This is a genomic window from Bradyrhizobium sp. B097 (genome assembly GCF_038957035.1).
In the GTDB taxonomy this organism is placed as follows: Bacteria; Pseudomonadota; Alphaproteobacteria; order Rhizobiales; family Xanthobacteraceae; genus Bradyrhizobium.
In genome coordinates, this window is the sequence record NZ_CP152412.1 from 6,237,771 (window position 1) to 6,263,640 (window position 25,870).

General features: G+C 64.4%; 24 protein-coding genes. 5 read left to right on the forward strand and 19 right to left on the reverse strand.

Translation table 11 applies throughout. From position 1 onward, the window contains the following. Position 1 precedes the first annotated feature (1 nt). Positions 2 to 3,166 carry a multidrug efflux RND transporter permease subunit gene (locus AAFG07_RS29070; RefSeq protein ID WP_342723207.1) on the forward strand — a complete coding sequence of 1,055 codons (3,165 nt, stop codon included), beginning with the start codon at positions 2 to 4 and terminating at the stop codon, positions 3,164 to 3,166. A gap of 560 nt (positions 3,167 to 3,726) precedes the next feature. On the opposite strand, the gene AAFG07_RS29075 is transcribed toward AAFG07_RS29070, so the two are convergent. After that, positions 3,727 to 5,184, reverse strand: coding sequence for a PLP-dependent aminotransferase family protein (locus AAFG07_RS29075; RefSeq protein WP_342723208.1), 1,458 nt, complete (start codon positions 5,182 to 5,184; stop codon positions 3,727 to 3,729). An 81-nt stretch (positions 5,185 to 5,265) separates the two neighbouring features. Here AAFG07_RS29075 and AAFG07_RS29080 point away from each other — a divergent pair, with 81 nt between their 5' ends. Further along, a complete protein-coding gene (locus tag AAFG07_RS29080) occupies positions 5,266 to 6,174 on the forward strand; it encodes a DMT family transporter (protein ID WP_342723209.1) in 909 nt (302 codons plus the stop codon). A gap of 240 nt (positions 6,175 to 6,414) precedes the next feature. Then, on the forward strand, positions 6,415 to 6,981 hold the full coding sequence (locus AAFG07_RS29085) for a hypothetical protein (RefSeq protein ID WP_342723210.1): 567 nt from the start codon (positions 6,415 to 6,417) through the stop codon (positions 6,979 to 6,981). A 128-nt stretch (positions 6,982 to 7,109) separates the two neighbouring features. Here the strand turns inward: AAFG07_RS29085 and AAFG07_RS29090 are convergent, their stop codons facing one another. The 16 genes from AAFG07_RS29090 to AAFG07_RS29165 form a co-directional block, all read right to left on the reverse strand. Continuing rightward, positions 7,110 to 8,165 carry a YeeE/YedE family protein gene (locus tag AAFG07_RS29090; protein ID WP_342723211.1) on the reverse strand — a complete coding sequence of 352 codons (1,056 nt, stop codon included), beginning with the start codon at positions 8,163 to 8,165 and terminating at the stop codon, positions 7,110 to 7,112. A 143-nt stretch (positions 8,166 to 8,308) separates the two neighbouring features. Beyond that, complete coding sequence (gene iaaH / locus AAFG07_RS29095; RefSeq protein WP_342723212.1) at positions 8,309 to 9,739, reverse strand: indoleacetamide hydrolase; 1,431 nt, start codon at positions 9,737 to 9,739, stop codon at positions 8,309 to 8,311. Positions 9,740 to 9,775: 36 nt separating this feature from the next. Further along, positions 9,776 to 11,101: a phenylacetate--CoA ligase PaaK gene (paaK, locus tag AAFG07_RS29100; RefSeq protein WP_342723213.1), complete on the reverse strand. Its 1,326-nt coding sequence runs from the start codon at positions 11,099 to 11,101 to the stop codon at positions 9,776 to 9,778. A 16-nt stretch (positions 11,102 to 11,117) separates the two neighbouring features. After that, positions 11,118 to 11,576 carry a hydroxyphenylacetyl-CoA thioesterase PaaI gene (gene paaI, locus AAFG07_RS29105; protein ID WP_342723214.1) on the reverse strand — a complete coding sequence of 153 codons (459 nt, stop codon included), beginning with the start codon at positions 11,574 to 11,576 and terminating at the stop codon, positions 11,118 to 11,120. A gap of 138 nt (positions 11,577 to 11,714) precedes the next feature. Next, positions 11,715 to 12,791 carry a 1,2-phenylacetyl-CoA epoxidase subunit PaaE gene (paaE, locus tag AAFG07_RS29110; protein WP_342723215.1) on the reverse strand — a complete coding sequence of 359 codons (1,077 nt, stop codon included), beginning with the start codon at positions 12,789 to 12,791 and terminating at the stop codon, positions 11,715 to 11,717. 2 nt (positions 12,792 to 12,793) lie between these two features. After that, positions 12,794 to 13,297: a 1,2-phenylacetyl-CoA epoxidase subunit PaaD gene (gene paaD, locus AAFG07_RS29115; RefSeq protein ID WP_342723216.1), complete on the reverse strand. Its 504-nt coding sequence runs from the start codon at positions 13,295 to 13,297 to the stop codon at positions 12,794 to 12,796. Then, entirely contained in the window at positions 13,291 to 14,067 is a 777-nt protein-coding gene (paaC, locus tag AAFG07_RS29120) for a 1,2-phenylacetyl-CoA epoxidase subunit PaaC (RefSeq protein ID WP_342723217.1), read from the reverse strand. The genes paaD and paaC overlap by 7 nt, the downstream gene beginning before the upstream one ends. Before the next feature lie 124 nt (positions 14,068 to 14,191). Next, complete coding sequence (paaB, locus tag AAFG07_RS29125) at positions 14,192 to 14,479, reverse strand: 1,2-phenylacetyl-CoA epoxidase subunit PaaB (protein ID WP_342710425.1); 288 nt, start codon at positions 14,477 to 14,479, stop codon at positions 14,192 to 14,194. 13 nt (positions 14,480 to 14,492) lie between these two features. Next, the gene (gene paaA, locus AAFG07_RS29130; protein ID WP_342723218.1) at positions 14,493 to 15,485 is read right to left on the reverse strand and encodes a 1,2-phenylacetyl-CoA epoxidase subunit PaaA; all 993 of its coding nucleotides are present in this window, start codon (positions 15,483 to 15,485) and stop codon (positions 14,493 to 14,495) included. A gap of 76 nt (positions 15,486 to 15,561) precedes the next feature. Beyond that, positions 15,562 to 16,431, reverse strand: a complete 870-nt coding sequence (gene paaX, locus AAFG07_RS29135; RefSeq protein ID WP_342723219.1) for a phenylacetic acid degradation operon negative regulatory protein PaaX — start codon at positions 16,429 to 16,431, stop codon at positions 15,562 to 15,564. 237 nt (positions 16,432 to 16,668) lie between these two features. Further along, the gene (locus AAFG07_RS29140) at positions 16,669 to 17,439 is read right to left on the reverse strand and encodes an alpha/beta hydrolase (RefSeq protein ID WP_342723220.1); all 771 of its coding nucleotides are present in this window, start codon (positions 17,437 to 17,439) and stop codon (positions 16,669 to 16,671) included. 205 nt (positions 17,440 to 17,644) lie between these two features. Further along, positions 17,645 to 18,928 (reverse strand): DUF445 family protein, encoded by a 1,284-nt coding sequence (locus AAFG07_RS29145; protein ID WP_342723222.1) that lies wholly within the window; start codon positions 18,926 to 18,928, stop codon positions 17,645 to 17,647. Between the two features lie 230 nt (positions 18,929 to 19,158). Continuing rightward, complete coding sequence (locus AAFG07_RS29150; protein WP_342723223.1) at positions 19,159 to 19,635, reverse strand: phasin; 477 nt, start codon at positions 19,633 to 19,635, stop codon at positions 19,159 to 19,161. A gap of 181 nt (positions 19,636 to 19,816) precedes the next feature. Then, complete coding sequence (locus AAFG07_RS29155) at positions 19,817 to 20,413, reverse strand: GNAT family N-acetyltransferase (RefSeq protein WP_342723224.1); 597 nt, start codon at positions 20,411 to 20,413, stop codon at positions 19,817 to 19,819. Beyond that, positions 20,410 to 21,492, reverse strand: a complete 1,083-nt coding sequence (locus AAFG07_RS29160; protein WP_342723225.1) for an alpha/beta fold hydrolase — start codon at positions 21,490 to 21,492, stop codon at positions 20,410 to 20,412. The genes AAFG07_RS29155 and AAFG07_RS29160 overlap by 4 nt, the downstream gene beginning before the upstream one ends. Then, positions 21,489 to 21,872, reverse strand: coding sequence for a hypothetical protein (locus AAFG07_RS29165; RefSeq protein ID WP_342723226.1), 384 nt, complete (start codon positions 21,870 to 21,872; stop codon positions 21,489 to 21,491). Before AAFG07_RS29165 ends, AAFG07_RS29160 begins: the two co-directional genes overlap by 4 nt. Positions 21,873 to 22,053: 181 nt before the next feature. Here AAFG07_RS29165 and AAFG07_RS29170 point away from each other — a divergent pair, with 181 nt between their 5' ends. Beyond that, entirely contained in the window at positions 22,054 to 22,974 is a 921-nt protein-coding gene (locus AAFG07_RS29170) for an alpha/beta hydrolase (RefSeq protein ID WP_342723227.1), read from the forward strand. A gap of 216 nt (positions 22,975 to 23,190) precedes the next feature. Then, positions 23,191 to 23,655: a nuclear transport factor 2 family protein gene (locus tag AAFG07_RS29175; protein WP_342723228.1), complete on the forward strand. Its 465-nt coding sequence runs from the start codon at positions 23,191 to 23,193 to the stop codon at positions 23,653 to 23,655. Positions 23,656 to 23,907: 252 nt separating this feature from the next. Here AAFG07_RS29175 and AAFG07_RS29180 read toward each other — a convergent pair whose 3' ends face one another. After that, the gene (locus tag AAFG07_RS29180) at positions 23,908 to 25,002 is read right to left on the reverse strand and encodes a branched-chain amino acid ABC transporter permease (RefSeq protein ID WP_342723229.1); all 1,095 of its coding nucleotides are present in this window, start codon (positions 25,000 to 25,002) and stop codon (positions 23,908 to 23,910) included. After that, the gene (locus AAFG07_RS29185) at positions 24,999 to 25,865 is read right to left on the reverse strand and encodes a branched-chain amino acid ABC transporter permease (RefSeq protein WP_342723230.1); all 867 of its coding nucleotides are present in this window, start codon (positions 25,863 to 25,865) and stop codon (positions 24,999 to 25,001) included. The genes AAFG07_RS29180 and AAFG07_RS29185 overlap by 4 nt, the downstream gene beginning before the upstream one ends. Positions 25,866 to 25,870: the final 5 nt, after the last annotated feature.

Here is a 25,870-nt window from a genome sequence, read left to right on the forward strand (position 1 = left end):
CATGTTTTCAAAGTATTTCATTGAGCACCCGGTCCTCGCAAACGTCGTGGCAATCGTGCTGGTTTTGATCGGCGCGGTCTCGGTTTTCAAACTTCCAGTCGCGCAGTATCCCGACATCGTGCCGCCGACAGTACAGGTCACCACCCGCTATCCGGGCGCGAGCGCCCAGACTGTCATCGATAGCGTAGCGCTGCCGATCGAAAACCAGGTCAACGGCGTTGAAGGCGCGCTATATATGCAGTCCACCAGCGCCAGCGACGGCACCTATACCTTGATTGTCACGTTCGCAATCGGTACCGATCTGAACTTCGCGCAGGTGCTGGTGCAAAATCGCGTCTCAGCCGCGCTGGCCTCGCTTCCTACTCAGGTGCAGGCGCAAGGCGTGACGGTGCAGAAGAAGTCCACCGCGATTCTCCAAATCGTCACGTTGAGCTCGCCGGACAGTCGTTTTGACAGCCTCTTCATGAGCAACTACGCCACGATCAATCTGGTGAACGAATTGGCGCGGCTGCCGGGCGTTGGCAACGTCAACGTTTTCGGCACGGGCGAATACGCGATGCGGATCTGGATGGACCCGCAGAAGATGTACGCGTTCGGCCTCATTCCTCAGGACATCATCAGCGTCGTCAGCCAACAAAGCCAGCAGGCAACGGCGGGGCAAATCGGGATACCGCCAACGCCTCCTACTCAGGACTTTCAGTACACCGTCAACATCCAGGGGCGACTTTCCGATCCCGCGCAGTTTGACAACGTGGTCGTGCGCGCCGCTACGGCGGACGGCGGACGCCTCGTGCGCCTCAAGGACGTGGCTCGCGTCGAGCTTGGGGCACAGACTTATTCCCAGAGCTTCCGTCTGAACGGAAAGCCCGGCGCCGGCATTGCCATCTATCTGACGCCCTCGGCGAATGCCCTGGAGGTCGCAAAACTCGTCAAGAACAAGATGGAGACCTTGTCGCACGACTTCCCGACCGGCTTGTCCTATACGATCCCCTTCGACACAACGACGTTTGTCGAGACGTCAATCAATGAGGTCTACAAGACGCTGTTTGAAGCCGGCATCCTGGTGTTGATCGTCATCCTGATGTTCCTCCAGAACTGGCGCGCTTCGCTTGTGCCTGCCACAACGATCCCGGTCACTATCATCGGAGCTTTTGCGGCGATGGCCGCATTGGGCTTCTCGATCAACCTCTCGACATTGTTCGGCATCGTGCTTGCGATCGGCATCGTGGTCGATGATGCGATCGTCGTCGTCGAGAGCGTATCGCGCGAAATCGAGGCGGGCTTGCCCGGACGCGAGGCTGCCGTCAAGGCAATGAGCGAATTGTTTGGTCCTATTGTCGGCATCACTCTCGTGCTGATGGCCGTGTTTATTCCGGCGTCGCTGCTGCCAGGGCTCACGGGACGCATGTTCGCCCAATTCGCACTGGTGATTGCGGCCACCGCCCTGCTGAGCGCGATCCTGGCGACAACGCTGAGCCCGACACAATGTGCGTTGCTGCTCCGAGAACCGGTGCCCCCGGATCAGCGAAATTCTTTCTTCCGTGGCTTCAACTCTGTCTATGACCGGTTGGAAGGGGGCTACACGTGGCTGGTCGGTAGAATGGTGCATTTGAGTGGCCTTATGGTGGTGATCGCACTTGGACTGATCGCCGGGGGTGTTTTCGGCCTCACGCAATTGCCGACCGCGTTTATTCCGAACGAAGACCAGGGGTACGGGCTGGTCGTGGTTCAGCTTCCTGATGGCGCCTCATCGGAACGCACGCAGGCAGCCCTGACGCAGGCCGCGGAGATCGCCAGGCAGCAGCCAGGCGTCGCGGACTCGCTCGCCATTTCCGGCCTTTCCGTTCTCGACAATAATGCGACCTTGGCGAACGCGGGCATCGCCTACGTGACCTTCAAGCCTTGGAGCGAGCGAGGCCAGGCCAAAGACCAGGATCTCAGATCCATCATGCGCGGCATCCAGGGCCGACTTTCTGAGCTTACGGATGGTAGAGGTTTTGTGCTGGTGCCACCACCGATTCAGGGCGTCGGCAATGCCGGCGGCTTTTCGATGCAGTTGCTGCAGCGCGACGGCACATTTGACTACAAGAAGATGCTCTCTTCGGCGAACGCCGTGATAGACGCCGCCGAATCGCAATCGACGATCGAGCGAGCAGTGACGTCGTTCCGAACGGACTCGCCACAGCTTGAAGTCATCATCGATCGCACCAAGGCGGAGACGCTTGGGGTCTCCGTCGGCAGCGTCTTTGCCGCGTTGTCATCATACCTCGGCTCGACCTACGTCAACCAATTCAACAAGTTTGGTCTCACGCTTCAAGTCTACGTCCAGGCAGACTCGCCTTATCGCCTGCATCCGGACGATCTTCTCAAGCTCAATGTCAAGACCGCCGATGGCAGCACCATACCGATCGGATCATTGGCGCAGATCCGTCCGGCTGTCGGCCCCTCGCTGATCAGCCTGTTCAATCTTTATCTGACTGCGACCATTTCGGGGGCTGAGGCACCGGGCTTCAGCTCAGGCCAGGCAATGGACGTGATGGAGGAGGTCGCAAGGCGCACACTGCCGCCCCGCACCGATTTCGCGTGGAGCGGCATGTCCTATCAGGAGCATGCGGTCGGCAATCAGCTTTACATGGCCTTCGCGCTCTCACTGCTGCTGGTCTATCTCTGCCTTGCCGGACAGTACGAAAGCTGGTTGTTACCATTGGCCGTATTACTGGCGGTGCCACTCTCTCTGCTTGGACCTGTCGGCGCGCTCACGGCGCTTGGTGTTGCAAACAATCTTTATGTCCAAATCGGCCTCATGCTGCTGATCGCGCTATCGGCCAAGAACGCGATCCTGATCGTCGAGGTCGCGCGCGAACGGCGAGCCGCTGGACAGGAACTTCTTGCAGCCGCCGTCGAAGCTGCGCGGTCGCGTTTCCGTCCAATTCTCATGACGTCGTTTGCATTCTTGCTTGGCGTCTTGCCGCTGGTGACAGCGACGGGCGCCGGCGCCAATGCCCGTCGATCGCTCGGTATCTCGACCTTCAGCGGCATGGTCGCTTCCACCTGCCTTGCTGTGCTGTTCGTTCCCTCATTCTTCGTTGTCATGCAGCGTCTTGAGGAACGCCGGCGAGGCAAAAGATCTGAGATTTCCGCTGTCGCGGCGTCGCCTGCAGAATAGCTTGTTGCAAGCAACAGAAATGCAGCATGACGTTCGAAGAACGTTCCAATCTTCTTTTGTCATTCGCAGAAGTTCTGTTCACCAATGGGCAAACCACGGCCCAGCTGGTGACAGCGACAGAGCGACTGGGCCGCATTATGGGCCTTCATGCTGAGGTCCTGCCGCGGGTGAGGCACCCTACAGCTACCGGCACGCGACACCGACGGCCAATTGGCCCTACGTGTGTTGGAAGCCGAACCTGTCGACGCGGACATGAATCGCGTGGCCGCCACCATGCATGCGATCGACGATATCGAAGCTCGCCGCCTTGCCGCTCTCACGTATGCGCCGAATAGCCCCGCGCAAGTGGGCGTTGCGGATCCCTCACCTTTCACTCCGGAACAAGTCGCGCGAGAATATTTCGTTGTTATGTATTCAGATGATTGGGGAAGGCATCTTACAGCCTTTCCCATGAGTTGGGCTGATTAAAAAACTTGGGAACAAGAAGTAGCTTGCCAATAATATAACGCTGGAAATCCATCCCAATCCATTTGTTGCCCAAGTCAGCAACGGTTCGAGGGCTACCCGCGTGCCGCACGCTTCCCCGCCAGGCAGTTCGCCATGGTCCGCACCGCGGCACCGATCTCGTTCTCGCGCCAGGCGGCGAAGCCGAGCAGGAGGCCGTGGTCGTGCGGCCGCTCCAGCGCAAGGCTCGACAGTGCGCGCACCTCGACCCCGGCGGCGACCAGCCGCGTCACGGCACTCTGGTCCGCGGCGCCATCCTTGAAACGCGCGATCAGCTGCATGCCGCCCGGCGGCACCTCGGCCGTGAGCACCGGCTCGAGCTGCCGCGCCAGCGCCGCGGCGAGGTGGTCGCGACGCGCGCGATAGATCCGCCGCATCCGCCGGACATGCGCCAGGAAATGTCCATCGGCCATGAAGCCGGCCAGCGCCTCCTGGACGTGCACGGAAGCGATCAGCCCGAGATGGCGCTGCGCGATCTCCATCGTCCGCGCCAGTTGTGGCGGCACCACCAGATAGCCGATGCGGATATCGGCGGTCATCGCCTTGGCGAAGGTGCCGAGATAGAGCACGCGTCCCTCGCGATCGAGCCCTTGCAGCGCCGGCATCGGGCGGCTGTCATAGTGAAACTCGCCGTCGTAATCGTCCTCGACGATCCAGGTCTTGCCGGGCTCGGCCGCCGCCAGCAGCTCGGTGCGGCGTGCAACCGGCATCACCCGCCCGGTCGGGTGCTGATGTGAGGGCGTCGTGAAGATCAGCTTCGGCGCGCGCGCCTCGCGCGTCCGCATCATGCCCCATTGATCGAGCCTGACACCGACGACGTCGGCGCCGGCCGCGCGAAACGCTGCCGCGGCGCCGGGATAGCCGGGATCCTCGGTCCACACCGCATCACCAGTCACGATGGTGGTCGCGGCGATCAGCGTCAGCGCCGCCTGCGCCGTCGGCAGGATCAGGATCTGGTCGGCCTCGGCGCGCACGCCGCGACTGATTTCGAGGTAGTCGCGCAAGGCCTCGCGCAGGCTCGGCCGGTTGATCAGGGTCTGGTCGTTGAAGCGGCGGCGCAACGCGCTGCGGCGCAGGCAGCGCGCCCAGATCTCGTGCGGAAATTCGCGCGCATCCGCTAGTCCAGGACGCAGCGGCCGGAAGTCGGCCTGGTAGGACAGCGGCCAATCCGAGTCCGAGAGCTGCAAGGCCCAGGGCGACAGCAGCGGTTTGCGGGCGGCATCGCGGCGCGGGGCCGGCACCGCCCTGGCGAAGCGCGCCTCGATATCGTCTGACACCACCGGCCGCCGCCGCGCGGCGACGCGCAGATACCCTTCGGCCGCGAGTTGCTCATAGGCGTGCGTCACCGTGTTGCGCGACACGTCGAGCTCGGCCGCAAGCGTGCGGCTCGACGGCAGCACGGCCCCGCTCCTGATCCGGCCGCTGGCCATCAGCGCGCGCAGCTGCTGCGTCAGCTGCGCGGTCAGTCCGGCATCATCGGCACGCTTCAGCGCGAGCAATTCGGCAAGGATCAATCTGGCTCCTTCTATCTGTCAAATCTGGCTCTTTCGATAGAGCCAGCGTGATCCTATTCACAAGCGGTATCGCCTGCAAGGATGCCGCCCGTGAACCCGTCGCTCTCCCCTGCCAAAGCCGTTGTTTTGTTCATCGTCGTGGTGCTGGCCTGGGGCACCAACTGGTCGGTGACGAAATCGCTGGTCGAGGCGGTGCCGCCGCTGTGGACCGCATCGATCCGCAGCTGGGTCGCCCTGATCGCCTTGCTGGTGATCCTGCGCGCCAGCGGCAATCTGATCATCCCGCGGATCGCCGATATCCCTGTCGTGCTCAGCGTCGCGCTGCTGCACATGACGTTCTTCTCGACACTGGTCGCCGCCGGCCTGCGCTATCTGCCGGCCAGCAAGGGCGTCGTGCTCGGCTACACCACGCCGCTCTGGGTCGCGCTGGCCGCGGGCGCGGCGCGCACCGAACGGCTCGGCGCGCTGAAGCTCGTCGGCGTCGCGTTGGGGCTCGCCGGGCTCTGCGTGATCCTCAACCCGGCATCGCTGGACTGGAGCAATCTGCATGTCATCGCCGGGGCCGGCATGATCATCATCGCCGCGATCTGCTGGGCCGCCAACATCATCTATATCCGCTCGCACCGCTGGGTCGCGACGCCGTTGCAGCTCCTGCTCTGGCAAGTGCTGGTGGCAACGGTGGTGCTGACGATGACGGCGCTGGTTACCGAAGGCATCCCCACGGTGAAATGGTCGCCGCACCTCGTGCTGCTGTTCCTCTATTCCGGCTTCATCGGCACGGCGCTGGCTTATTGGGCGATGTCTGTTGTCAACAAGAGCCTGCCGGCGCTCACGACCTCGCTCGGCACGACGGGGACGCCGATCGTCGGCATCGTCACCGCGGCGCTGCTACTCGGCGAACCGATAGATCTGTCGCTCGCGATTGCCGCAGCCCTGATCGTCGGCGGGATTGCGTTGAGCTCGCTCGCGGATGCGCCATCGCGTGCGTAATTAGGGCCTGTACTCATAGATTCGTCACGTCCGCTTCGGTCTCGGAAGCTGACGTCGAACCCTACGTCGCTGCATGTCGGCCTTGGGCCAAGAGGCAACATTGTAGATCAGCTCCAACGTGACAAGAAAGGCGCGTCCTTAGCGTTTGCGTCATCATAGAGGCGGCAGAAGAATTGACGCCGCGCCAGGGCAGCTTGTAACAGTCCTCGCTTTAAGGGCAGCTTGGAGAATTGCACTTTGATGCGGTTCAGAAGGTTAATCGTCGTTTTAGGTGTCCTCCTCGTGTCGGTGGGCGCCGTAGTGCTCGGACGTAGAGCCTATGTTGAGGCGTTCGGCAGCGATGAGATGGATTACCGCGGCGAGAAGATCCGACTGTCAAAGAAGTATGTCGATTACGACGACTACAAGAACGATCCGGCCAACCTTGCAGCATCGGAGATTCCGCGCGTTGAGAAGCTCATGACAGATGCGCAGGTTGGCCCGGATTTCGCGGACTGGCACGACGTCGCGCATCAGCTCAGCAACATCAAGTTTCCGGGCTACGGCATGGCAAGCGGTGCAAACGTTGTCGCCGCCGGACGAGAGTTTGCCGTCCGATCCATGGAAATCCCGCAAGTCGCGAAGGAACGCTATTTCGTTCTCGAAAAGCTGGCAGGGGGGAGGTTCCGTCTGGCTGATGATTTCGTGACACGGCGCGACCCTGGGTCGGCTTTTGCCCCGATATCCTCCATTCACCTCGTTGACGACAGACTGGTTTATGCCGACCGCAATGGCAGGGTTGTCCGCGAGACGCCTGTAGCACGCTGAGAGGCCGCGTTCATTCCATCTACCGCTCACAAGGAATGGAGTCCGCTTTGGGTCAAAAGCCGCCGATAACTACCGAACCGGGCAACTTCCGCTTTATGACTGGAAGCCGACGGTCATGAGTACACGCCCTAGGCCGTCGCGAGCGGCCTGACCCGCAAGCTCCCGCGCAGGCCGGCGCCGGTGCCGAGCATGATACCGGCGATTGCGATGAAGGACGACAGCGACAGCGTCGACAGTCCGGTCAGCCCCTGCCCGACCGAGCAGCCGAACGCCATCACGCCGCCCACGCCCATCAGCGCGGCGCCGCTTGCCGAGCGCAGCATGTGCTGCGGCGAGCGATAGCCTTCGAGCTGGAAGCGCCCGGTGGTAACAGCGGTGACCAGGCTGCCGGCGAACACGCCGAACACGGTGACGATGCCGAAATTGAGCGTCGAGCCGGTCGACAGCATCACATATTGCAGGGCGTCGGCGATCGGCGCGATGAAGGTGAGCGACGTCACCGGTACCGGATTGAAATCATCGGCGCCGAGATAGCCGGTCGCGTACCAGCCGCCCGCCACCAGCAGGCCGACGATCAGGCCGGCCGCGATCTGGCCCGGCGATTTGCGGAACGGCGCATGGGCAAAGGCGAAAATGATCAGGACGGCTGACAGCACCGAGGCCGCCACCATCCGCGCCGGCACCGCGCCAAGGCCGATGCTTGCCAATAGCGCCGGCACCGAATTGGCCGACACCGTGGCCTGCGACGCCTGCACCATTGCGATCCGCATCGGCGCGATCAGGCCCTTCAGCGTCATCTCGGCAAAGATGCCGAGCACGATCACGACCACAAAGGACCGCAGGTTGCCGCGCCCGAGCAGCACCAGCGCCCGCGAGCCGCAACCGTTCGACAGCACCATGCCGTAGCCGAACAACAGCCCGCCGAGGAACATCACCGGCGCCGAGAATGACGGCTGCAGATAGATCGACTTGCCGAGATCGACGAGGCCGGCCGCCGCCAGCAGCTGCGAGGCCGCGATCGCAACCCCCATCGCCAGCGCGTAGGTGCGCACCAGCCGGCCGTCACCATCAGCCCACCAGCCACGCAGGCCGCTCATCATGCAGAAGCCGCTGACGAGCCCGACCGAGCCATAGATCAGGCCGATGATCAGGGCGGCGAGGATGACGATCGTGGCGGGGTCCATAACAATCCTTCAATTGCCTTCGTCATTGCGGGCGAAGCGAAAAGCGCACCGCAAGGCGCGCGGATCGTGGCGGCCAAGCGGCCTCAGGCCATGACTAATCGACTGGCCGTTCAATTCAAGGGGCTTGTTGCGGCCCGGCGGCCTCAGAGATTTGGTGGTGGGGCCGTGCCCAGAAGCGCTTCGATCGACAGGCCGAGCCCGAGCAATCTGGCATCGCTGCCGACCGGACCGTCGAGCTCGAGCCCGACCGGCAGGCCATCAGGCGTCATGCCGGCATAGAGCGACAGCCCGGGAAGGCCGGCGTTGCTGCCGGGGTCGGTGTTGCGGATCATGGTGCCGAAGGTCGGCACCGTCTCACCGCCATTGACCGACATGTCGCCGGACCCGGTCTTCTCGTCGATCACAGGCGCAGGCGCGATCGTGGTCGGAAACAGGATAGCGTCCAGTCTGTTGTCCCTGAGATACGCCGCATAGATCGCCTGCAGCGCCGGCCGCTGCAACTTGATCGCATCATCATAGGCGGCGCCGAAGGCATCCGCGGTGATGGCGCCGAACGCCCCGACGACGTCGGGACTGGCGACGCCGGCCGCGATGTCGGACAGCGTGATCCCTTCGATCCCGGAGGCGGCGAGCCAGGCCGGGATATCGGCGATCGGTTCATGCAGCGCGACCACGAAGGACACCTTGTTGTTCTGCTCGAACAGGTCGGGCATATCGACATCGACCAGCACCGCGCCGGCCGCGGTGAGCCGGGCGCAGGCCGCGCGGGCAACGGCCTCGACATCGCGATCGAGGCCGCTCCAGAAACAGGCGGGAATGCCGAGACGCACGCCGCGTAGCGGAATGTTCGTTGCCCGCGGCGTGCCCGTGATCACGGCATCGAGCAGCGCGACGTCGCCGACCGTGCGTCCCATCGGGCCGACGGTGTCGCGGGTATGGCTGATCGGAACCACCTGGTTGTCGTCGTGGTAGCGCCGCTCGGCACCGCCATTGCCGACCGAAGGCCTGAGGCCCACGGTCCCGGTCAGCGCCGCGGGCACGCGGGTCGAGCCGCCGGTGTCCGATCCGAGGCCGCAGGTGGCGATCCGCGCGGCGATCGCCGCCGACGTTCCGCCTGATGACCCGCCCGGGATCCGGGTCGTGTCGTAGGGATTCCGCACGGGTCCCGCGAACGGCGCGAGATTGGTGCTGGTGATGCCGAAGGCGAGCTCGTGCAGATTGGTCTTGCCGATGACCAGGGCCCCGGCGTCGAGCAGCTTTTGCAGCGACGGCGCATTGCGCGCAGGCCGCGCGTGTTGCAGCGCCGGCGTGCCGCCGGATGTCGGCAGGTCCGATGTGTTGATGTTGTCCTTCACCACGATCGGAAGCCCGGCCAGTACGCCGGTGCGTTTCCCGGCATCGACCTCGCGCGCCGCCGCCAGCGCGCCGTCGCGGTTCAGCACGATGAAGGCGTTGAGGTGCTTGAGCCGCTCAGCTCGATCGAGCGCCGCTTCGACGATCCTGACCGCCGTTACTTTCCGGTCGCGGATGTCAGCCACAATCTCCGCAGCGGTTGGTTCATTGGTATCGGCCATGGAAACCCCGCGCCCTCCAGCATTGCGGGCGAGAGGCTATTCTTTCGGCCGCTTGTCGTAAACCCGCTTCGCCTTGCCGAGCGAACGTTCGAGCGTCTCGGGCGCGACGACGCGGACGCGGGTCGAGATGCCGATCGTATTCTTGATGAAACCCGCGACCTTCTCGGCGTGCGCGGTCAGCCCCTCGCCGTCCCAGCTCTCGGGCCGGGCTTCGGCGAGCACCGTCATCTCGTCCATGCGGCCTTCGCGGGTCAGTTCTATAACAAAATGGCCGCCGCACCAGTCGGTCGCCAGCAGCGCTTCCTCGATCTGGGTCGGAAACACGTTGACGCCGCGCAGGATGATCATGTCGTCGGAGCGGCCGGTCACCTTCTCCATCCGCCGCATGCCCGGCCGCGCCGTGCCTAATAACAGCCGCGTCAGGTCGCGGGTGCGATAGCGGATGATCGGAAAACCTTCCTTGGTCAGCGAGGTGAACACCAGTTCGCCCTTCTCGCCGTCGGGCAGCACCTTGCCGGTCAGGGGATCGATCACCTCGGGATAGAAGTGGTCTTCCCAGATGTGCAGGCCATCCTTCGTCTCCACGCATTCCTGCGCGACGCCGGGGCCAATCACCTCCGAGAGGCCGTAGATATCGGTGGCGTCCATGTCGAAGGCCTGCTCGATCTCGACCCGCATCGCGTTGGTCCACGGCTCGGCGCCGAAGATGCCGAACTTCAGCGACGATTTGCGCGGGTCGAGCCCCTGCCGCTTGAATTCATCGAGGATTGCCAGCATGTAGCTCGGCGTCACCGTGATGATGTCGGGCCTGAAATCATTGATGAGCTGCACCTGCCGCTCGGTCATGCCGCCGGAGATCGGGATCACGGTGCAGCCGAGCCGCTCGGCGCCGTAATGCGCGCCGAGACCGCCGGTGAACAGGCCATAGCCGTAGGCGTTGTGCATCAGCATGCCGGTGCGGCCGCCGGCGGCGCGGATCGAGCGCGCCATCACGTCCGCCCAGGTATCGATGTCGTTCCTGGTGTAGCCGACCACGATCGGCTTGCCGGTCGTGCCGGAAGAAGCATGGACGCGAACGAGCTGTTCGCGCGGCACCGCGAACATGTTGAAGGGATAATTGTCGCGCAGATCGGTCTTCACCGTGAACGGAAATTTTCCGAGATCGGACAGCTGCTTGAAGTCCGTGGGGTGCACGCCGGCCGCGTCAAAACTCTTCTTGTAATGCGCGACATTGTCATAGGCGTGCTTGAGCGACCAGGCGAGCCGCCTGGTCTGCAGCGCCATGATCTCGTCGCGCGAGGCGCGTTCGGCCGCATCGAGCTCGGCGTGATAGCCGCTATCCCTGACGTTGAGCTTTGCCATCACATTTCCCCCGAAATCATTGTGCCTTGATGTCCGTGTCCGGCAGCCAGGTGCCTTGTATCACGCGCGAATGTCCGCGGAACTCGGCGATCACGCTGTCGCCGGCGGTGACGCGCACGTCGTAGATTCCCGAGCGGCCGCTGCGCGAAATCTCGCGCGCGGTCGCCACCAGACGGTCGCCGAGCTTGCCGGGCCGGATGAAAGTGACGTTGCCCTGCGCCGCCACCGCGCGATCGTTGCGGCTGTTGCAGGCAAAGGCGAAGGCTGAATCGGCGAGCGTGAAGATGTAGCCGCCATGGCAGATGCGCTGGCCGTTGACCATGTGCGGCAGCACCGTCATCGCCATCACCGCCTGCCCCGGCTTGATCTCGACCAGCTCCATGCCGAGGCCCTTGCTGGCGTCGTCTTCCTTCCACATCGCGTCCGCGCAAGCGCGAGCGACATCTTCGGGCGATAGCGTAGCCTTCACGTTCACATCGAACTCCCTGTGCGCGGACCCGTTGCGACGGGCCTCTTGGTGTCTCGTCAGTGTTGGGCGCGACGCGCGAGGCGTCAACGCCACTTCCGTCATTCCGGGGCGATGCGCAGCATCGAACCCGGAATGACGACAATCCTAGACGTGGTCGTAATCGACCACGACCTTCTCGGAGCACGGCTTGGCCTGGCAGGTGAGGATGAACCCCGCCTTCAGCTCCCACGGCTCCAGCGAATAATTCAGATCCATCGGCGCCTCGCCTTCGACCAGCTTGGCGCGGCAGGTCGAGCACATGCCGCCCTTGCAGGCGAACGGCAGGTCCATGCCGGCGCGCAGCGCGGCGTCGAGGATCGACTCGCCGTCGGCCACCGGGACCTCGCGGCGCTTGCCGTCGATGATCAGTCCGGCGATCGCCTTCGGCGGCGCGCCGGAGGGAACGACGACCTTCGGGCGCGGCTTGCCGCCGAATTCCGACACGAAGCGTTCGACATGGATGCGCTCGTCGGCGATGCCGATCTCGCGGCAGGTCGCCTCGATCGTCTCGCTCATGGCGGCCGGGCCGCAGACGAAGACGTGATCGACGGTCTCGGCCGGCACCAGCGAGCGCAGCAGCACCCGCACCTTCTCGCCGTCGAGCCGGCCGTGCAGGATCGGGATGTCCTGCTCCTCGCCCGAGATGACGTGGAACACCGACAGCCGCTGCATGAAGCGGTCCTTCAGCTCCTCCAGCGCCTCGCGGAACATGACGCCTTCGGTGGAGCGGTTGCCGTAGAACAGGAAGAAGCGGCTGTCCGGCTCGCGCGCCAGCACGCCCTTGACGATCGAGAGGATCGGCGTGATGCCGCTGCCGGCGGCGAAGCCGACATAGGTCCTTGCTTCGCCGGGCGCATGCGCGACGCCGAAACGACCGGTCGGCGTCATCACGTCGAGCTCGTCGCCGGCCTTCAGCTCGTCGGCGGCCCAGTTCGAGAAGGCGCCGCCATCGACCTTCTTCACCGCGATGCGTAATTCGCCATCGTCGGGGCCGGAGCAGATCGAGTAGGAACGGCGGACTTCTTCGCCGTCCATCGTGGTGCGCAAGGTCAGATACTGGCCGGGCGTGAAGCGGTAGTCGCCTTGCAGATCGTCGGGGATCGCAAAGGTCATCGAGATCGCGTCCGACGCCTCGCGGCGCAGATCGCTGACGGACAGACGGTGGAATCGCGGTGTCGACATGGTCAATGACACTTGAAGTAGTCGAAGGGTTCACGGCAGCTCTTGCAACGCCACAGCGCCTTGCAGGAGGTCGAGCCGAATTCGGACAGCAGTTCGGTCTCGCCTGACCCGCATTGCGGGCACGCGACCTGTTGCTCGCCGAACAGCGCGCGGCGCGAGGAGCCCGGCAGCGGCGGCGCGATGCCGTACTCCTTCAGCTTGCGGCGACCGTCCTCGCTCATCCAGTCGGTGGTCCAGGCCGGCGACAGCACGGTGCGGACCTTCGGCCGGTGAATGCCTTCGCGCTCCAGCGCGAGCTCGATCTCGAGCGCGATCATGTTCATCGCCGGACAGCCGGAATAAGTCGGCGTGATCGCGACCTCGACATGGCCGTCGCGGACCGCGACATCGCGCAGCACGCCGAGATCGGCGATCGTCAGCACCGGGATTTCGGGATCGACCACCTGCGCAGCCGCGCTCCAAGCGCGCCGGCGCAGATCGGCATCGCTGAGCGCGACCGTCACCATGTTGCCCCCGGAAAGGTCCGCTGCATCGATTGCAGCTCGCTGAGGAGATGGCCGAGATGCTCGCTATGGCTGCCACTGCGGCCGCCCTGCTGCATCCAGTTGCCGGATGGCAGCGACAGCGTCGCCTCGTTGACGATGCCGGCGACGGTCTTCAGCCAGCGCGGCTTTAGCACCGCCGGATCGATCGCGATGCCGGCATCGATCAGGCCGCGCTCGCTGTCGTCGACCGCGAACATCTCGCCGGTATAGGCCCAGAGATCGTCGATCGCATCCTGCGCGCGGCGGTGGCTCTCCTCGGTGCCGTCGCCGAGACGGACGATCCATTCCGACGAATGCCTGACATGATAGGCGCTCTCCTTCTCCGACTTCGCCGCGATCGCGGCGAATGTCGGATCGGACGAGGCCATCATCGCGCGCCAGTAGAGATCGGCGAATGCGGCGTAGAAGAACTGCCGCACCATGGTGCGGGCAAAGTCGCCGTTCGGCTGCTCGACCAGCAGCAGGTTGCGGTACTGCCTGACGTCGCGCAGATAGGCGAACTTGTCCTCGTCGTTGCCCTTGCCTTCGACCTTGGCCGCATAAGTGTAGAGCTCGCGGGCCTGGCCGAGCAGGTCGAGGCCCATATTGGCGAGCGCCATGTCCTCTTCCATCGCGGGCGCATGGCCGCACCATTCGGACAGCCGATGGCCAAGGATCAGCGCGTCGTCGGCGCGGCGCAGTGCGTAGAGCACCAGCGGCGTTTCGGAGACTTCGATGTTGGCGGTTGCCATCTATTCAACTCGCTGTTGGGCCGTCATTGCGAGGAGCGGAGCGACGAAGCAATCCATGCATGCTTCTCGCTTCGCGGTCCGATGGATTGCTTCGCTTCGCTCGCAATGACGAGCGGAAGCGCAGTCACATATGTCCGACTTCGTCGGGGACGTCGTAGAAGGTCGGGTGGCGGTAGATCTTGGATTCCGCCGGCTCGAACATCATGCCCTTCTCGGCCGGATCGGACGCGGTGATCGCATTCGACGGCACCACCCAGATCGACAGCCCCTCGCCGCGGCGGGTGTAGATGTCGCGCGCGGCCTGCAGCGCGAGCGTCGAGTCCGCCGCATGGAGCGAACCGACATGCTTGTGCGCAAGGCCGTTACGGCTGCGGATGAAGACTTCCCAGAGCGGAACGTTCGGCGTGGCCATCTTGAGCGCTCCCTTATTCTGCGGCTTGCGCGAGCTGACGGCTCTTGCGCTTCTCGGCATAGGCCATCGCGGCCTCGCGTACCCAGGCACCTTCCTCATGCGCCTTGCGGCGCGCGGCGAGGCGATCGCGGTTGCAGGGGCCGTTGCCGGCCAGCACCTGCTTGAACTCGTCCCAGTCGATCGGGCTGTGTTCCCAATTGCCGTTCTCGTTCTGCTTCATGCCGGGATCGGGAATCGTAAGTCCGAGGAACTCGGCCTGCGGCACGGTGGCGTCGATGAATTTCTGGCGCAGCTCGTCGTTGGAGAAGCGCTTGATCTTCCACTTGGTCGAGGTGTCGCTGTGCTGGCTGACCTGGTCCGGCGGGCCGAACATCATCAGCACCGGCCACCACCAGCGATCGAGCGCGTTCTGCGCCATCGCCTTCTGCTCCGCGGTGCCGCGGCACAGCGTCACCATGATCTCAAAACCCTGGCGCTGATGGAACGACTCTTCCTTGCAGACGCGGATCATCGCGCGCGCATAAGGGCCGTAGGAGCAGCGGCACAGCGGGATCTGGTTCATGATCGCGGCGCCATCGACCAGCCAGCCGATGGTGCCGATGTCGGCCCAGGTCAGCGTCGGGTAATTGAAGATCGAGGAATATTTCGCCTTGCCCGAGAGCATGCCGTCGACCAGCTCTTCGCGCGAGGTGCCGAGCGTCTCGGCGGCGGCGTAGAGATAGAGCCCGTGGCCGCATTCATCCTGCACCTTGGCGAGCAGCGCGGCCTTGCGGCGCAGCGACGGTGCGCGGGTGATCCAGTTGCCCTCAGGCAGCATGCCGACGATTTCTGAATGGGCGTGCTGGGAAATCTGCCGGGTCAGCGTCTTGCGGTAGGCGGCAGGCATCCAGTCGTTCGGCTCGATGCGCTCGTCGGCATCGATGCGGGCCTGGAACTGACTGGCACGGGCGACGTCCTCGACACCGCGATCGTCGCCGTCGGATGAATTGAGCGCCTGCGTATACATGGCCGACCTCCCAGTGTGTTGTTAGGCAGGAATATATAACACAAATTTTATAATGCAAGAAGTTTTTGTAATATGTTCAGATGCCCTCAAACCGGCGCGCCACGGCCCCGTTGGGCTTCGGCAGCGGCCCGTCCTCATTGGTTGCATGGTCGTCAAGCCATTGTTCCGACGGCGGAAGCAGCCCGCGATAGATCTCGCCGCAGAGTTTGCGGGCTGCCCTGCCCGGCCAATCCTTCGGCAGCAAGGGTGCCGGCAGCAGCGGATCGCGCAGCACGACCCGGCGGTAATGATGGATCAGCAGGATGCGCGCGGTGAAGGCGTCGGCATCGCTCAGCCTATCGCCTCTGACGATCCAGCCTTGCAGCGGCTCGAACGTCTTCATGAACTTCAGATAGGCGTCGGCGGTGCGATCGAGTGGCCAGCTCTCGCTGAGCAGCCGGCGCCCGCTGTCGTCCTCCGCCGACACTTCGAGGCGGATCGCGCGCGACGCCTCATCAGGGATCGGCGCGCCCGACGGCGCGACCCACACGCCGGGCAGCGGGCTGCCGAAGCCGGCATTCTTCAACGCCTCGCGCGCGGCGTCGCGATCCTCGGCATTGCCGATCAGCAGCAGCTCGAAGCGGCCGGTCCAGTCCGACGGCGGCGGATCGTAGATGTGCCGCGTTGCAGTGTCGAAGGTCTGCCGGCCCTTGGCGTTCAAGCTGTAGAAACTGTTGCGGCCGACCTTGCTGCGCTCGAGCCAGCCGTCGGCGGCCAGCCGCGACATCGCGGTGCGCACCACATTGCCGTCGATATCGAGCGACTTGAAGAATTCCAGCAGCGTGCCGAGCCACACCGAGCCGCCGCGCGGCACGATGGAATCGCCGAACACGGTGATGATGATCGAGCCCGTGCGCGACGGCTCGCGCTTCAGCTGATCGACGATGCGGGCAAGCGGCTGTGGCATGCCCAACGCATAGCGCGTTTTGTCGATTCACGACAATGACACCGCAAACGTAGCCCGGATGGAGCGCAGCGAAATCCGGGGTGTTTCGTGGCGAGGTCCGTCCCGGATTGCGCTGCGCTCCATCCGGGCTACGCGAATGCCGTGAGAAACGACTCGTGGAGACTCCCCCTCACCCGGATCGCATCTGCGATGCGATCCGACCTCTCCCCGCAAGCGGGGCGAGGCAAGAAAGAAGCGTTACCGGTTCGGATCCGGATAGACGAAGCTGCGCCAGCCGCTGCGATCGAACGGCGCCCACTCGCCGTCCTTCTGCGCGAGGCGATCGGCGACCGCGTAGACCACGGCCGGATGATGGCCCATGCCGCAATGGCTGCTCTCGACCTCGATGCTGTCGGTCATCGACGAAGCCTGCTCGCGGCAGCCCTGCCAGGCGCAGACGCCGTCGGTGCGGCTGAAGATCGCGGTGGTCGGCACCGGCGGCGCGCTGGCGAGCGAACCGCCGAAACGCTGGTCCTCTTCGTCGGCACGGCGACCGCTGGCCATCTCGTAGACGCGCCACGCGTTGGTCGCCTTCGGGCCCGCAGCAAACGGGCTGCCGAGGGTGATCACCTGGCGGACGCGCTCCGGCATCATCTTGGCGAGCTGGCGCGCATAGAGGCCGCCAAGGCTCCAGCCGACCACCGAGACCTTGCGGCCGCTGGTCTCATTCATCTCCTGCAGCAGATCGACCATCCCGTCCTGCACGCCGGCGCGAAGCCCGAGGTTGCGGCCCTGGCGCCAGCCGCTGACGGCATAGCCCTTGCTCTTAAGGAAGTCGCGCAGCGGGCGCGTGGACATGTCGGAGGCGATCAGCCCGGGCAGCACCAGCACCGGATGCCCATCGCCGCGCGGCGCGAAGCTCAGCAGCGGCAATGCACCAAGAAAGGCACCGAGCTCGTGAATGGCGCGGCCTTCCAGGAACATCAGCGTCCTGGACGGCGGGCGTAGCGTCTGCGCAGCAACGGACATTTCAACTCCTCTTCGGCACGGCCCCCTGACGTCTTGGCGGCCGGCAATGGAATCAACGGAAATGGGTCAACAGGATTGACGCAAACCCGGCGGAATCGTTCCGCAACGCAACAATCAACCTTGAAAAGCTAGGGAACCGATCACTTTGGTGCAAGCGGCCCAGGTCACACTTGCCACAACTTAAGTGACCTCCGTGCCCAATCGGTCACAGCAGCCGCAGCACATATTCCAGCGTGTAAAGCGCCAAACCAGCAAGCCCGCCGATCAGCGAGCCGTTGAAGCGGATGTATTGCAGGTCCTTGCCGACATTGACCTCGATCAACGAGATCAATTGCTCCATGTCCCAGCTCTTCATCTGGTCGGCGATGAAGGTCGAGACACCGCTCTTCTGCTCGGCAACGACCGAGCGCAGGATCGCGACCAGGCCCTGGTTGATTTCGGCGCGCAGCTCGGCGTCGCCGTCGAGCGCATCGCCGGCCTCGACGAACATTCGCGCCAGCTGATGCTGCAGCACCTGCGACTCGCCCGAGGCGCTGCGCTCGATGAAATCCTTGACGTTGGCCCAGATCGTGCGCCCGAGGTTGGCGAGCTCCGGCCGCGCCATCAGATCGCGCTTGAGGCCGTCGATGCGATCGGCGAATGCCTTGTCACTGCCGAGCCGGTCGACGAACGACAGCAGCATGCGGTCGAACTCGCCGCGGAACGGATGTTGCGGATCGTTGCGCACCTCCTCGAAGAATTTCGTGGCCGAGGCGATGATCCGGTTCACCACGAACTTGTCGGCGCGATAGAGTCTTAGCAGCGTCGGCATCTCCGCGCGGACCTTGTCGCGGATCACGGCCATGGTCTCCTGCTGCGTCAGCGTCTGGTGCAGCACGCGCAGGATGTCGTCGAGCAGGCCGCCATGCTTGCCCTCCTGCACGAAGCCGCGCAGCGCGCCGGCCGCAAGCGGCGCGAGGTCGATCGAAAGCACCTGGGTCGTGACGCGGCGGCTGATGAACTGCATCAGGCCCGAGCTCTCGGTCGCCGCAAAGGCCTCGGGCAGCATCCGCAGCACGAAGCGCGCGAGATCCTCCGAACGTTTGCGGTCGCGGAGCCAGTCCGCGATGAAGCTGCCGAAATCGATCTCGCGCAGCTTGGCCTCTACGGGGCCGGATTCCAGAAAATTGTTCTCGATGAATTCGCCGAGCTTCTCGGCGATGCGCTCCTGGTTGCTCTGGATGATCGCGGTGTGCGGGATCGGCAGCCCCAGCGGCCGCTTGAACAGGGCAACGACGGCATACCAGTCGGCGAGGCCGCCGATGGTCGCGGCCTCGGCGAATGCCGCGATGAAGCCGAAGGCGGGATGCACTCCCAGCAGCGCCTTCGCTGCGATGAAGATGACGAGGGTGGCCGCCAGCACGCCGGTCGCCAGCCACTTCACACGCCGCAGCTCGGCGGCGCGTTCGGCATCGACGGGCGTTGCGATGAGGGCGGCGGGAAGGGTCATGGGAAGTCCGAATGACGCGAGCTTACATAGATGCCGCACGTACAGGCGTCATCCTGAGGTGCGCGCACTTTGCGCGCCTCGAAGGATGGCCACAAGCACCGGCGCTCGCGGCCATCCTTCGAGGCTCGCCGAAGACGGCTCGCACCTCAGGATGACAACCGTGAGGCAAAAAAAGAAGGCCCGCAAAATGGCGGGCCTTCGAAAAGGGCAGTTGGTCAGTGCAAGCGCGATCAGGCGGTCTTGCTGTAGACCTTGGCGAAGTTGTCCTGCGCGGTCTTCGCACCGTCGGTGACGAGCTTGCCGAGATACTCGGTGGTGGCCTTCGCCCGCGAGACGAACAGCTCGCCACGCGCACGGACCATGTCCGACTGGATCTGGGCAGCTTCGCTCAGCGACTTGGCGGAAGCGAGCTTGTCGATGCCGGCGAAGAACGCCTCGGCGTCCTGGTAGAGCGCCTGTTGGATGTTGCGGCTGATCTTGGCGGCCTCGGTCACCGAACCGGCAACGGCGGTCTCGATCACGCTGGTCACCTTCTCGGAGCCGGCATACGCATCGGCGGCGCGAGTCTTGGCGGCCTCGGCCTGCTTCTTCACGAACTCACGGGCGGCTTCCGGAACTTCCATGTTCTGGAGCTTGGTGAACGCCTCGGTGACGGGCGCGAAGGCTTCCTTGACGCTGTTCAGCACGGAATTGGTTTCGGTGGTCATTGGGGTCTCTCCATCCTCAGGTTTGAGCTATGGGCTCACCCCGTCCGGATTGGCCCGGGGCAAGGCTGTTGTGTCACAATCCATGGTGCGCTGCAACATCAATGTTGCATCGCGATATCACGAACGTGTGAACAGGACGAAGATCGAGCAGATTGCCTAAGGAACCGGCGATTGACGGTTTCTAATTACCGGCCACCGCTTCGGATACCCCATATGCCTCCATCTGCGCCCGGACCTGCGCCACATTGTGCCCAAGCACGACGATGTCATGGGTCTTGCCTTCGACATCGCGGACATGGTCGCGCAGCAGGGCCTCCGCCTTGAAGCCGAGGCTTTCGAACAGCGCGATCGCCGCCCGCTGGTCGACTGTCATCTGCACCGAGAACTTCTCCAGCCCGGCGCCGAGCGCGATCGCGAAGGTCTCCTGCGACAGCGCCCGGCCGACGCCCTGCCCGCGCACGTCGAGCGACACCACCATCCGGATCTCGCCGACATGCGGCGACCAGGAATGCGGATCGCGCACCAGGGTGCCGCAGCCGACCACCTTGCCGTCCTTGATCGCGAGCAGGCTCGTGATGTCGCCGCGCTCGATCTCGTTGATCCAGGCCGACAGCACCTTCGGCTGGCTGATGTTACGCGGCAGGAACAGCAGGTCATGCGTCGGCAGCTTCTGCGCGAAGGCCAGCACTGCGGCCTCGTCGGTCCGCTTCATCAGCCGGAACTCGATGTCGCCGGCCTCGGTCTTGACGTGGCGCGGATAGGAACGTTGTTCGGTCATGTCGATCTCTTGCCCAACCAGGAGTCCAGTTTCGGCCACAGCCGCTTGATTGCATTGGCGCCGGCGACCAGCGAGACGTGACCGCCTTTCAGCATCACCTCCTCCTTGTCCTCGGAGCCGATCTTGGTGATCAGGTGCTTTGCCGCGTCATACGGCACGATGTGGTCGTGCTCGGCGACCGCGTGCAGGATCGGCACCTTGATGTCGGCAAGCTTCGCCGCGCGGCCGCCGACTGTCATGGTGTCGTTGTAGAGCTTGTTGTCCCACATCAGGTCCTTGGTGATGGCGCGGAAATATTCGCCGGCGAGCGGCAGCGTGTCGGTCGCCCAGCGGTCGAACATCCGGTACGACTTGACGAACTCGTCGTTCCAGATGTTGTCCCAGAGCTGGATCTGGCCGACCACGCGCGCGGCCGGCCGCAACATGTCGAACGATTGCAGGATCAGTTCGGGCGGCATGTTGCCGGTGCTGTCGATCAGGCGGTCGACGTCGAAATAGCGGCGGTCGGCGAAATTCGAGAACAGCTTCATCTCGCGGAAATCGATCGGCGTGGTGAAGCAGATCAAATTCTTCATCGGCCCGTCGTTGAAGATCGAGCCATAGAGCAGCGACAATACGCCGCCGAAGCAATAGCCGATCACGGAGATGTCCTTTTCGCCGGAATCCTGCTGCACCCGGCGGACCGATTCCGGAATGAAGTCGAGGACGTAGTCCTCCATGCGCAGCGATTTTTCCTCGGGCTTCGGCGCAGTCCAGTCCAGCATGTAGACGTCGAACCCGCGCTTGAGCAGGAACTCGATGAAGCTCTGGCCCGGCACCAGGTCGAGGATGTAGCCGCGGTTGGTGGTCGCCATCACGATCAGGACCGGCACGCGATAGACTTCGTCGGCCTGCGGCCGGTAGTGATAAAGGTTCATGGTGCCGCGCGAATACAGCACGTCCTTCGGCGTCGAGCCGAGCTCGGGGCCGGAGCTCGAGAAATACTCGACGCCCTTGATGCTGCGCTGGATCGCACGTTGCACCTCGGACTGTACCCGCTCTGAGATCGAGGCGAAATCAAACCCGGTGGGAGCATTCATTTGCTGCCTCCCTCGGATGGCGGGCGCTTGGTGCGCGGCGGCCGTGGCGTTGCGCCATAGCCGTCGTCCGGCGCCAGCGAATTGTGGTGCACCTGCTGCAGCAGCGTCTTGATCTCGTTGAGCTGGGTCTCCATCGACTGCAGGCGCTCGGCCATGCCGACGAGCTGGGCGCGGCTCGGCAGGTTCATCGCCAGCAGATATTTCTCCATCATCTCGCCGAGCTGCTTCTGCGCGCCCGCCGCGGCGCTGCCGGCCTGATTCATCACCTTGGAGAATTCAGGCGAGCTCATCAACTGGTTGCCGAAGGAGTTGAACCCCTTCTCCATCTCGCCAATCATCGTCTGCCAGATCACGGCAGGGTCGTTGCCCTTGTCGGCCATGAGGCCCTCCTGCACGTCAATTCCGAGCGCTTGTCGCGCTTCCGTTTGTTTGTGCCATACGACACTGTTGCCGCTGATCGGTCAACAGTGCGGCGCGCCCGGCGACGTCGAAGCTCTTCTGCGCTGCGTCAAACCGTGGCAGCATGCAGGCTCCTGACCGCGAATCCAGGAGAGGACGCCCGTGACCACGCTCGCCCATCAGTTGCCGCAACTAACCCGCGCCAACGGCATAGACATCTGCTACGAGATTTTTGGCGATGCGAATGCGGAGCCGCTGCTTTTGATCATGGGCCTCGGCGCCCAGATGATCCATTGGGACGACGAATTCTGTCGCCAGCTTGCTGCGCGCGGTTTTCGCGTGATCCGGTTCGACAACAGGGATATCGGCAAGTCCTCCCGTATGAGCGGCGGCAAGCGGCTGACCGCCCTCGAGCTGCTCAAGCTGCGCTTCCTGAAGATTCCGGTCGCAGCGCCCTACCGGCTGGCCGACATGGCGCGGGACACGATCGGATTGATGGATGCGCTCGGCATCCGCACCGCGCACCTGGTCGGCGCCTCGATGGGCGGCATGATCGCGCAGGAGGTTGCGATCACCTTCCCCGAGCGCGTGCGCTCGCTGACCTCGATCATGTCGACCACGGGCAATCCGAAGATACCGGGGCCGACCCGCGAGGCGACCGCGGTGCTGATGGCGCCGCCGCCGAAGAGCAAGGAGGAATACTTCGTGCGCTTCGGCCAGACCTGGAAGGTGCTGCGCAACGGCTCGTTCCCCGAGGATGAGGCGCTCGATCCCGAGCGCGCGCGGCGCAGCTTTGAGCGCGGCCTCAATCCGGAGGGCGTCGGCCGCCAGCTCCGCGCCATCCTCGCCTCGGGCAGCCGCAAGGAGCGGCTGCGCAGCGTCAAGGCACCGACGCTGGTGATCCACGGCACCGTCGATCCGCTGGTGCATCCCGAAGGCGGCAAGGACACCGCAATCTCGATCCCCGGCGCAAAACTCCTGATGGTCGAGGGCATGGGCCATGCGCTGCCGATCCCGATGTGGCCGCAGATCATCGACGCCATCGACAAGCACGCGCATGGGGCGGCAGTGAAGGCGGCGTGAGGCCAGAGCGTTTTCGAGCGAAGTGGATACCGGTTCGCGTCAAGAAAACGCGTCAACGCAAGAATCCAGAGCCCCGTTCCGGTTCAATCGGAACGGGGCCCTGGTATCTGCCGGTAACCATGTGAGCTAGGAGTGCGTTCTTCCGGGCACGGCATAGAGGCTGTAGAGAGCGCCATGCAGCGCGGGTCGCGCGCCATCAGCCCCGGGAGTCACAAGATGAAGACCCTTCTCCGGCCGCGGACAGCCGTCGCGGCTCTCCTCCTCGCGCTCGCATCTTCCGCCGCGATGGCCGCGACTAGCGACGCGCAGCAGGAAGCCAACCGCAAGGCGGTGCTGGCCTTCTACGAGAAGGGGCTGAACCAGAAGGACGCCGACGCGGCGCTCGCCTATGTCGGCAACCGCTATGTGCAGCACAATCCCGGCGCGGCCGACGGTCCCGAAGGCTTCCGCAAGTTCATCGGCTTCCTGCGCGAGAAGTTTCCGAACTCGCACAGCGAGATCAAGCGTTCGTTCGTCGACGGCGACTACGTGATCCTGCACGTCCACGCGGTGCGCGAGCCCGGCACCCGCGGCAATGCCATCGTCGACATCTTCAAGCTCGAGGACGGCAAGATCGTCGAGCATTGGGACGTCGTGCAGCCCGTTCCGGAAAATCCAGCGAACAACAACACGATGTTCTGACAGCAGACCTCAGGGAGCAGCCGACGTCTTTGGCGCTAGAGCGCGATGAGATTAGGTCGAATAGCGCCGCAAAGGCGGTTCGCTCCCTCTCCCGCTTGCGGGGGAGGGTTGGGGTGGGGGCTCTCTCCGCGGGTCACATCGCGGAGAGAGCCCCCACCCGCATCGCATCTTCGATGCGATGCGACCTCCCCCGCAAGCGGGAGAGGTGAGCCAGTCCGCCGCAAGACCAATTCAACCTGACATCATCTTGCTCTACCGGCTGCGGCCGAGCCAACGCTGGGTCGGAAACAGTTGCACCTGCCAGCGCCGCGCTGCCGCGCCCCACACGCCCCGCGGCATGAACAGCATGATCAGGATGGCGAGCGTGCCGAGCACGACCAGATACAGGCTGCCATACTGGGCGAGATAGGTGACGAGCCCCCACAGCAGGAGCACGCCGACCATCGGGCCTTCGATGGTGCGCACACCGCCGATCACGACGATGAAGATGACATAGGCGGTCCAGTCGGTGACGCTGAAGGCCGCGTCCGGCGAGATGCGCGCCTTCTGCAGATAGACCACTGCGCCGACCATGCCGGTGGCGAAGGCGACCGCGATCCACAGCAGATGGCGAATCCGCGCGGTGCGCACGCCGACGCTGCGCGCCGCCGCTGCGTTGTCGCGGCTTGCCGCCAGCGCGAGGCCATGGCGCGAGCGGATGAAGGCGTAGATGCCGAGCGTGACCAGCACGGCGAGCAGCAGCGCCAGCCAGTAGACCAGCACGTCGCGCGCGGCCGCCGGCCGCAATCCGAGCAGCCCCTGCACCGCCTTCAGCCCGACCATCTGCGACAGCTCGCTCGGCGAGATCGACATTCCGGTGCCGCCGCCGAGCGACTTGAACTGGGCGCAGATCAGCCGCAACGCTTCGGCGGCAACCCAGCTGCCGATCGCGAAATAAGGCCCTTCCAATCGGAACAGCAGCGGGCCGAGCACCGCCGCGATCAGCGCCGCGAACAGCCCGGCCAGCGGGATCGCCGCAACGGGATCGAGTCCGGCCATCACGATGCCGGCAAACAGCGCATAGGCGCCGAGCCCGACGAATGCCTGCTGCCCGACCGACACCAGCCCGCCCCAGCCGGCCAGCACGTTCCAGAGCTGCGCCAGCGTCAACATGGTGAGGACGAAGATCAGATCCTGGATCAAATTGCGCGAAGCGATCGCCGGCAGTGCGGCAAGCACCACCACCAGCGCGATGCCGACGACGGCAGCTCCGCGCGACAAGCGTGTGCCGACCCGAACTTGCCACACCGGCAGATCCGCCGGAAGCTGCTCCCGGCTCGCCGGGACATGGATGCTTTCGACGCTCATGTCCGCCTCGCCGGGAAGAGACCGCGCGGCCGCACCATGAGTACGGCAAGGAAGGCGAGATGGCCGGCCAGGATCTGCCACTCCGGATTGATCCGCCCCCCGATCGCCTGCGCCAGCCCGAGCACGATGCCGCCTGCGAGCGTCCCCCACAGGCTGCCAAGGCCGCCGATGATCACGGCCTCGAACGCATAGAGCAGCCGTGCCGGGCCGATCGACGGATCGAAGCTGGCGCGGATGCCGAACACGACAGCGGCGATCACCGACACCGCGAGCGAGAGACCGACCGCGATCGCGTAGACATTGCGCTCGTTGACGCCCATCAACTGCGCGATCGCGGGATTGTCGGCGGTGGCGCGGAAGGCCCGGCCGAGCGAGGTGCGATAGAAGATGAGCTGCAGCAGCGCGACGGCGGCGATCGCCGTCACCAGCGCCGTCAGCGGCGCGAGGCCAACGCTCAGGCCAGGTGCCAGCGTCACTGACGAGGATTCGAAGGCGCCCGCCTGCAACCGGCGGCTGTCCGCGCCGTAGCCGAGCAGCAACCCGTTCTGGATCACGATCGACAGGCCGAAGGTGACCAGCAGCGGCGGCAGGATGTCGTCGCCGAGCACGCGCTCCAGCACCAGCCGCTGCAGCACGAAACCGAGCACGAACATTGTCGCGACGACCAGCAGGGCTGCGGCCGCAAGCGGCAGGCCGAGCGCCATGGTGGCGCTGAGCACCAGATAGGCCGCGAGCAGGATCAGATCGCCATGCGCCAGATTGACGAGCCGCATGATGCCGAAGATCAGCGACAGGCCGAGCGCGAACAGCGCATAGACGCCGCCCAGCAGCACGCCCTCGATGATGGTATCGAACCCGCTCATGGCTC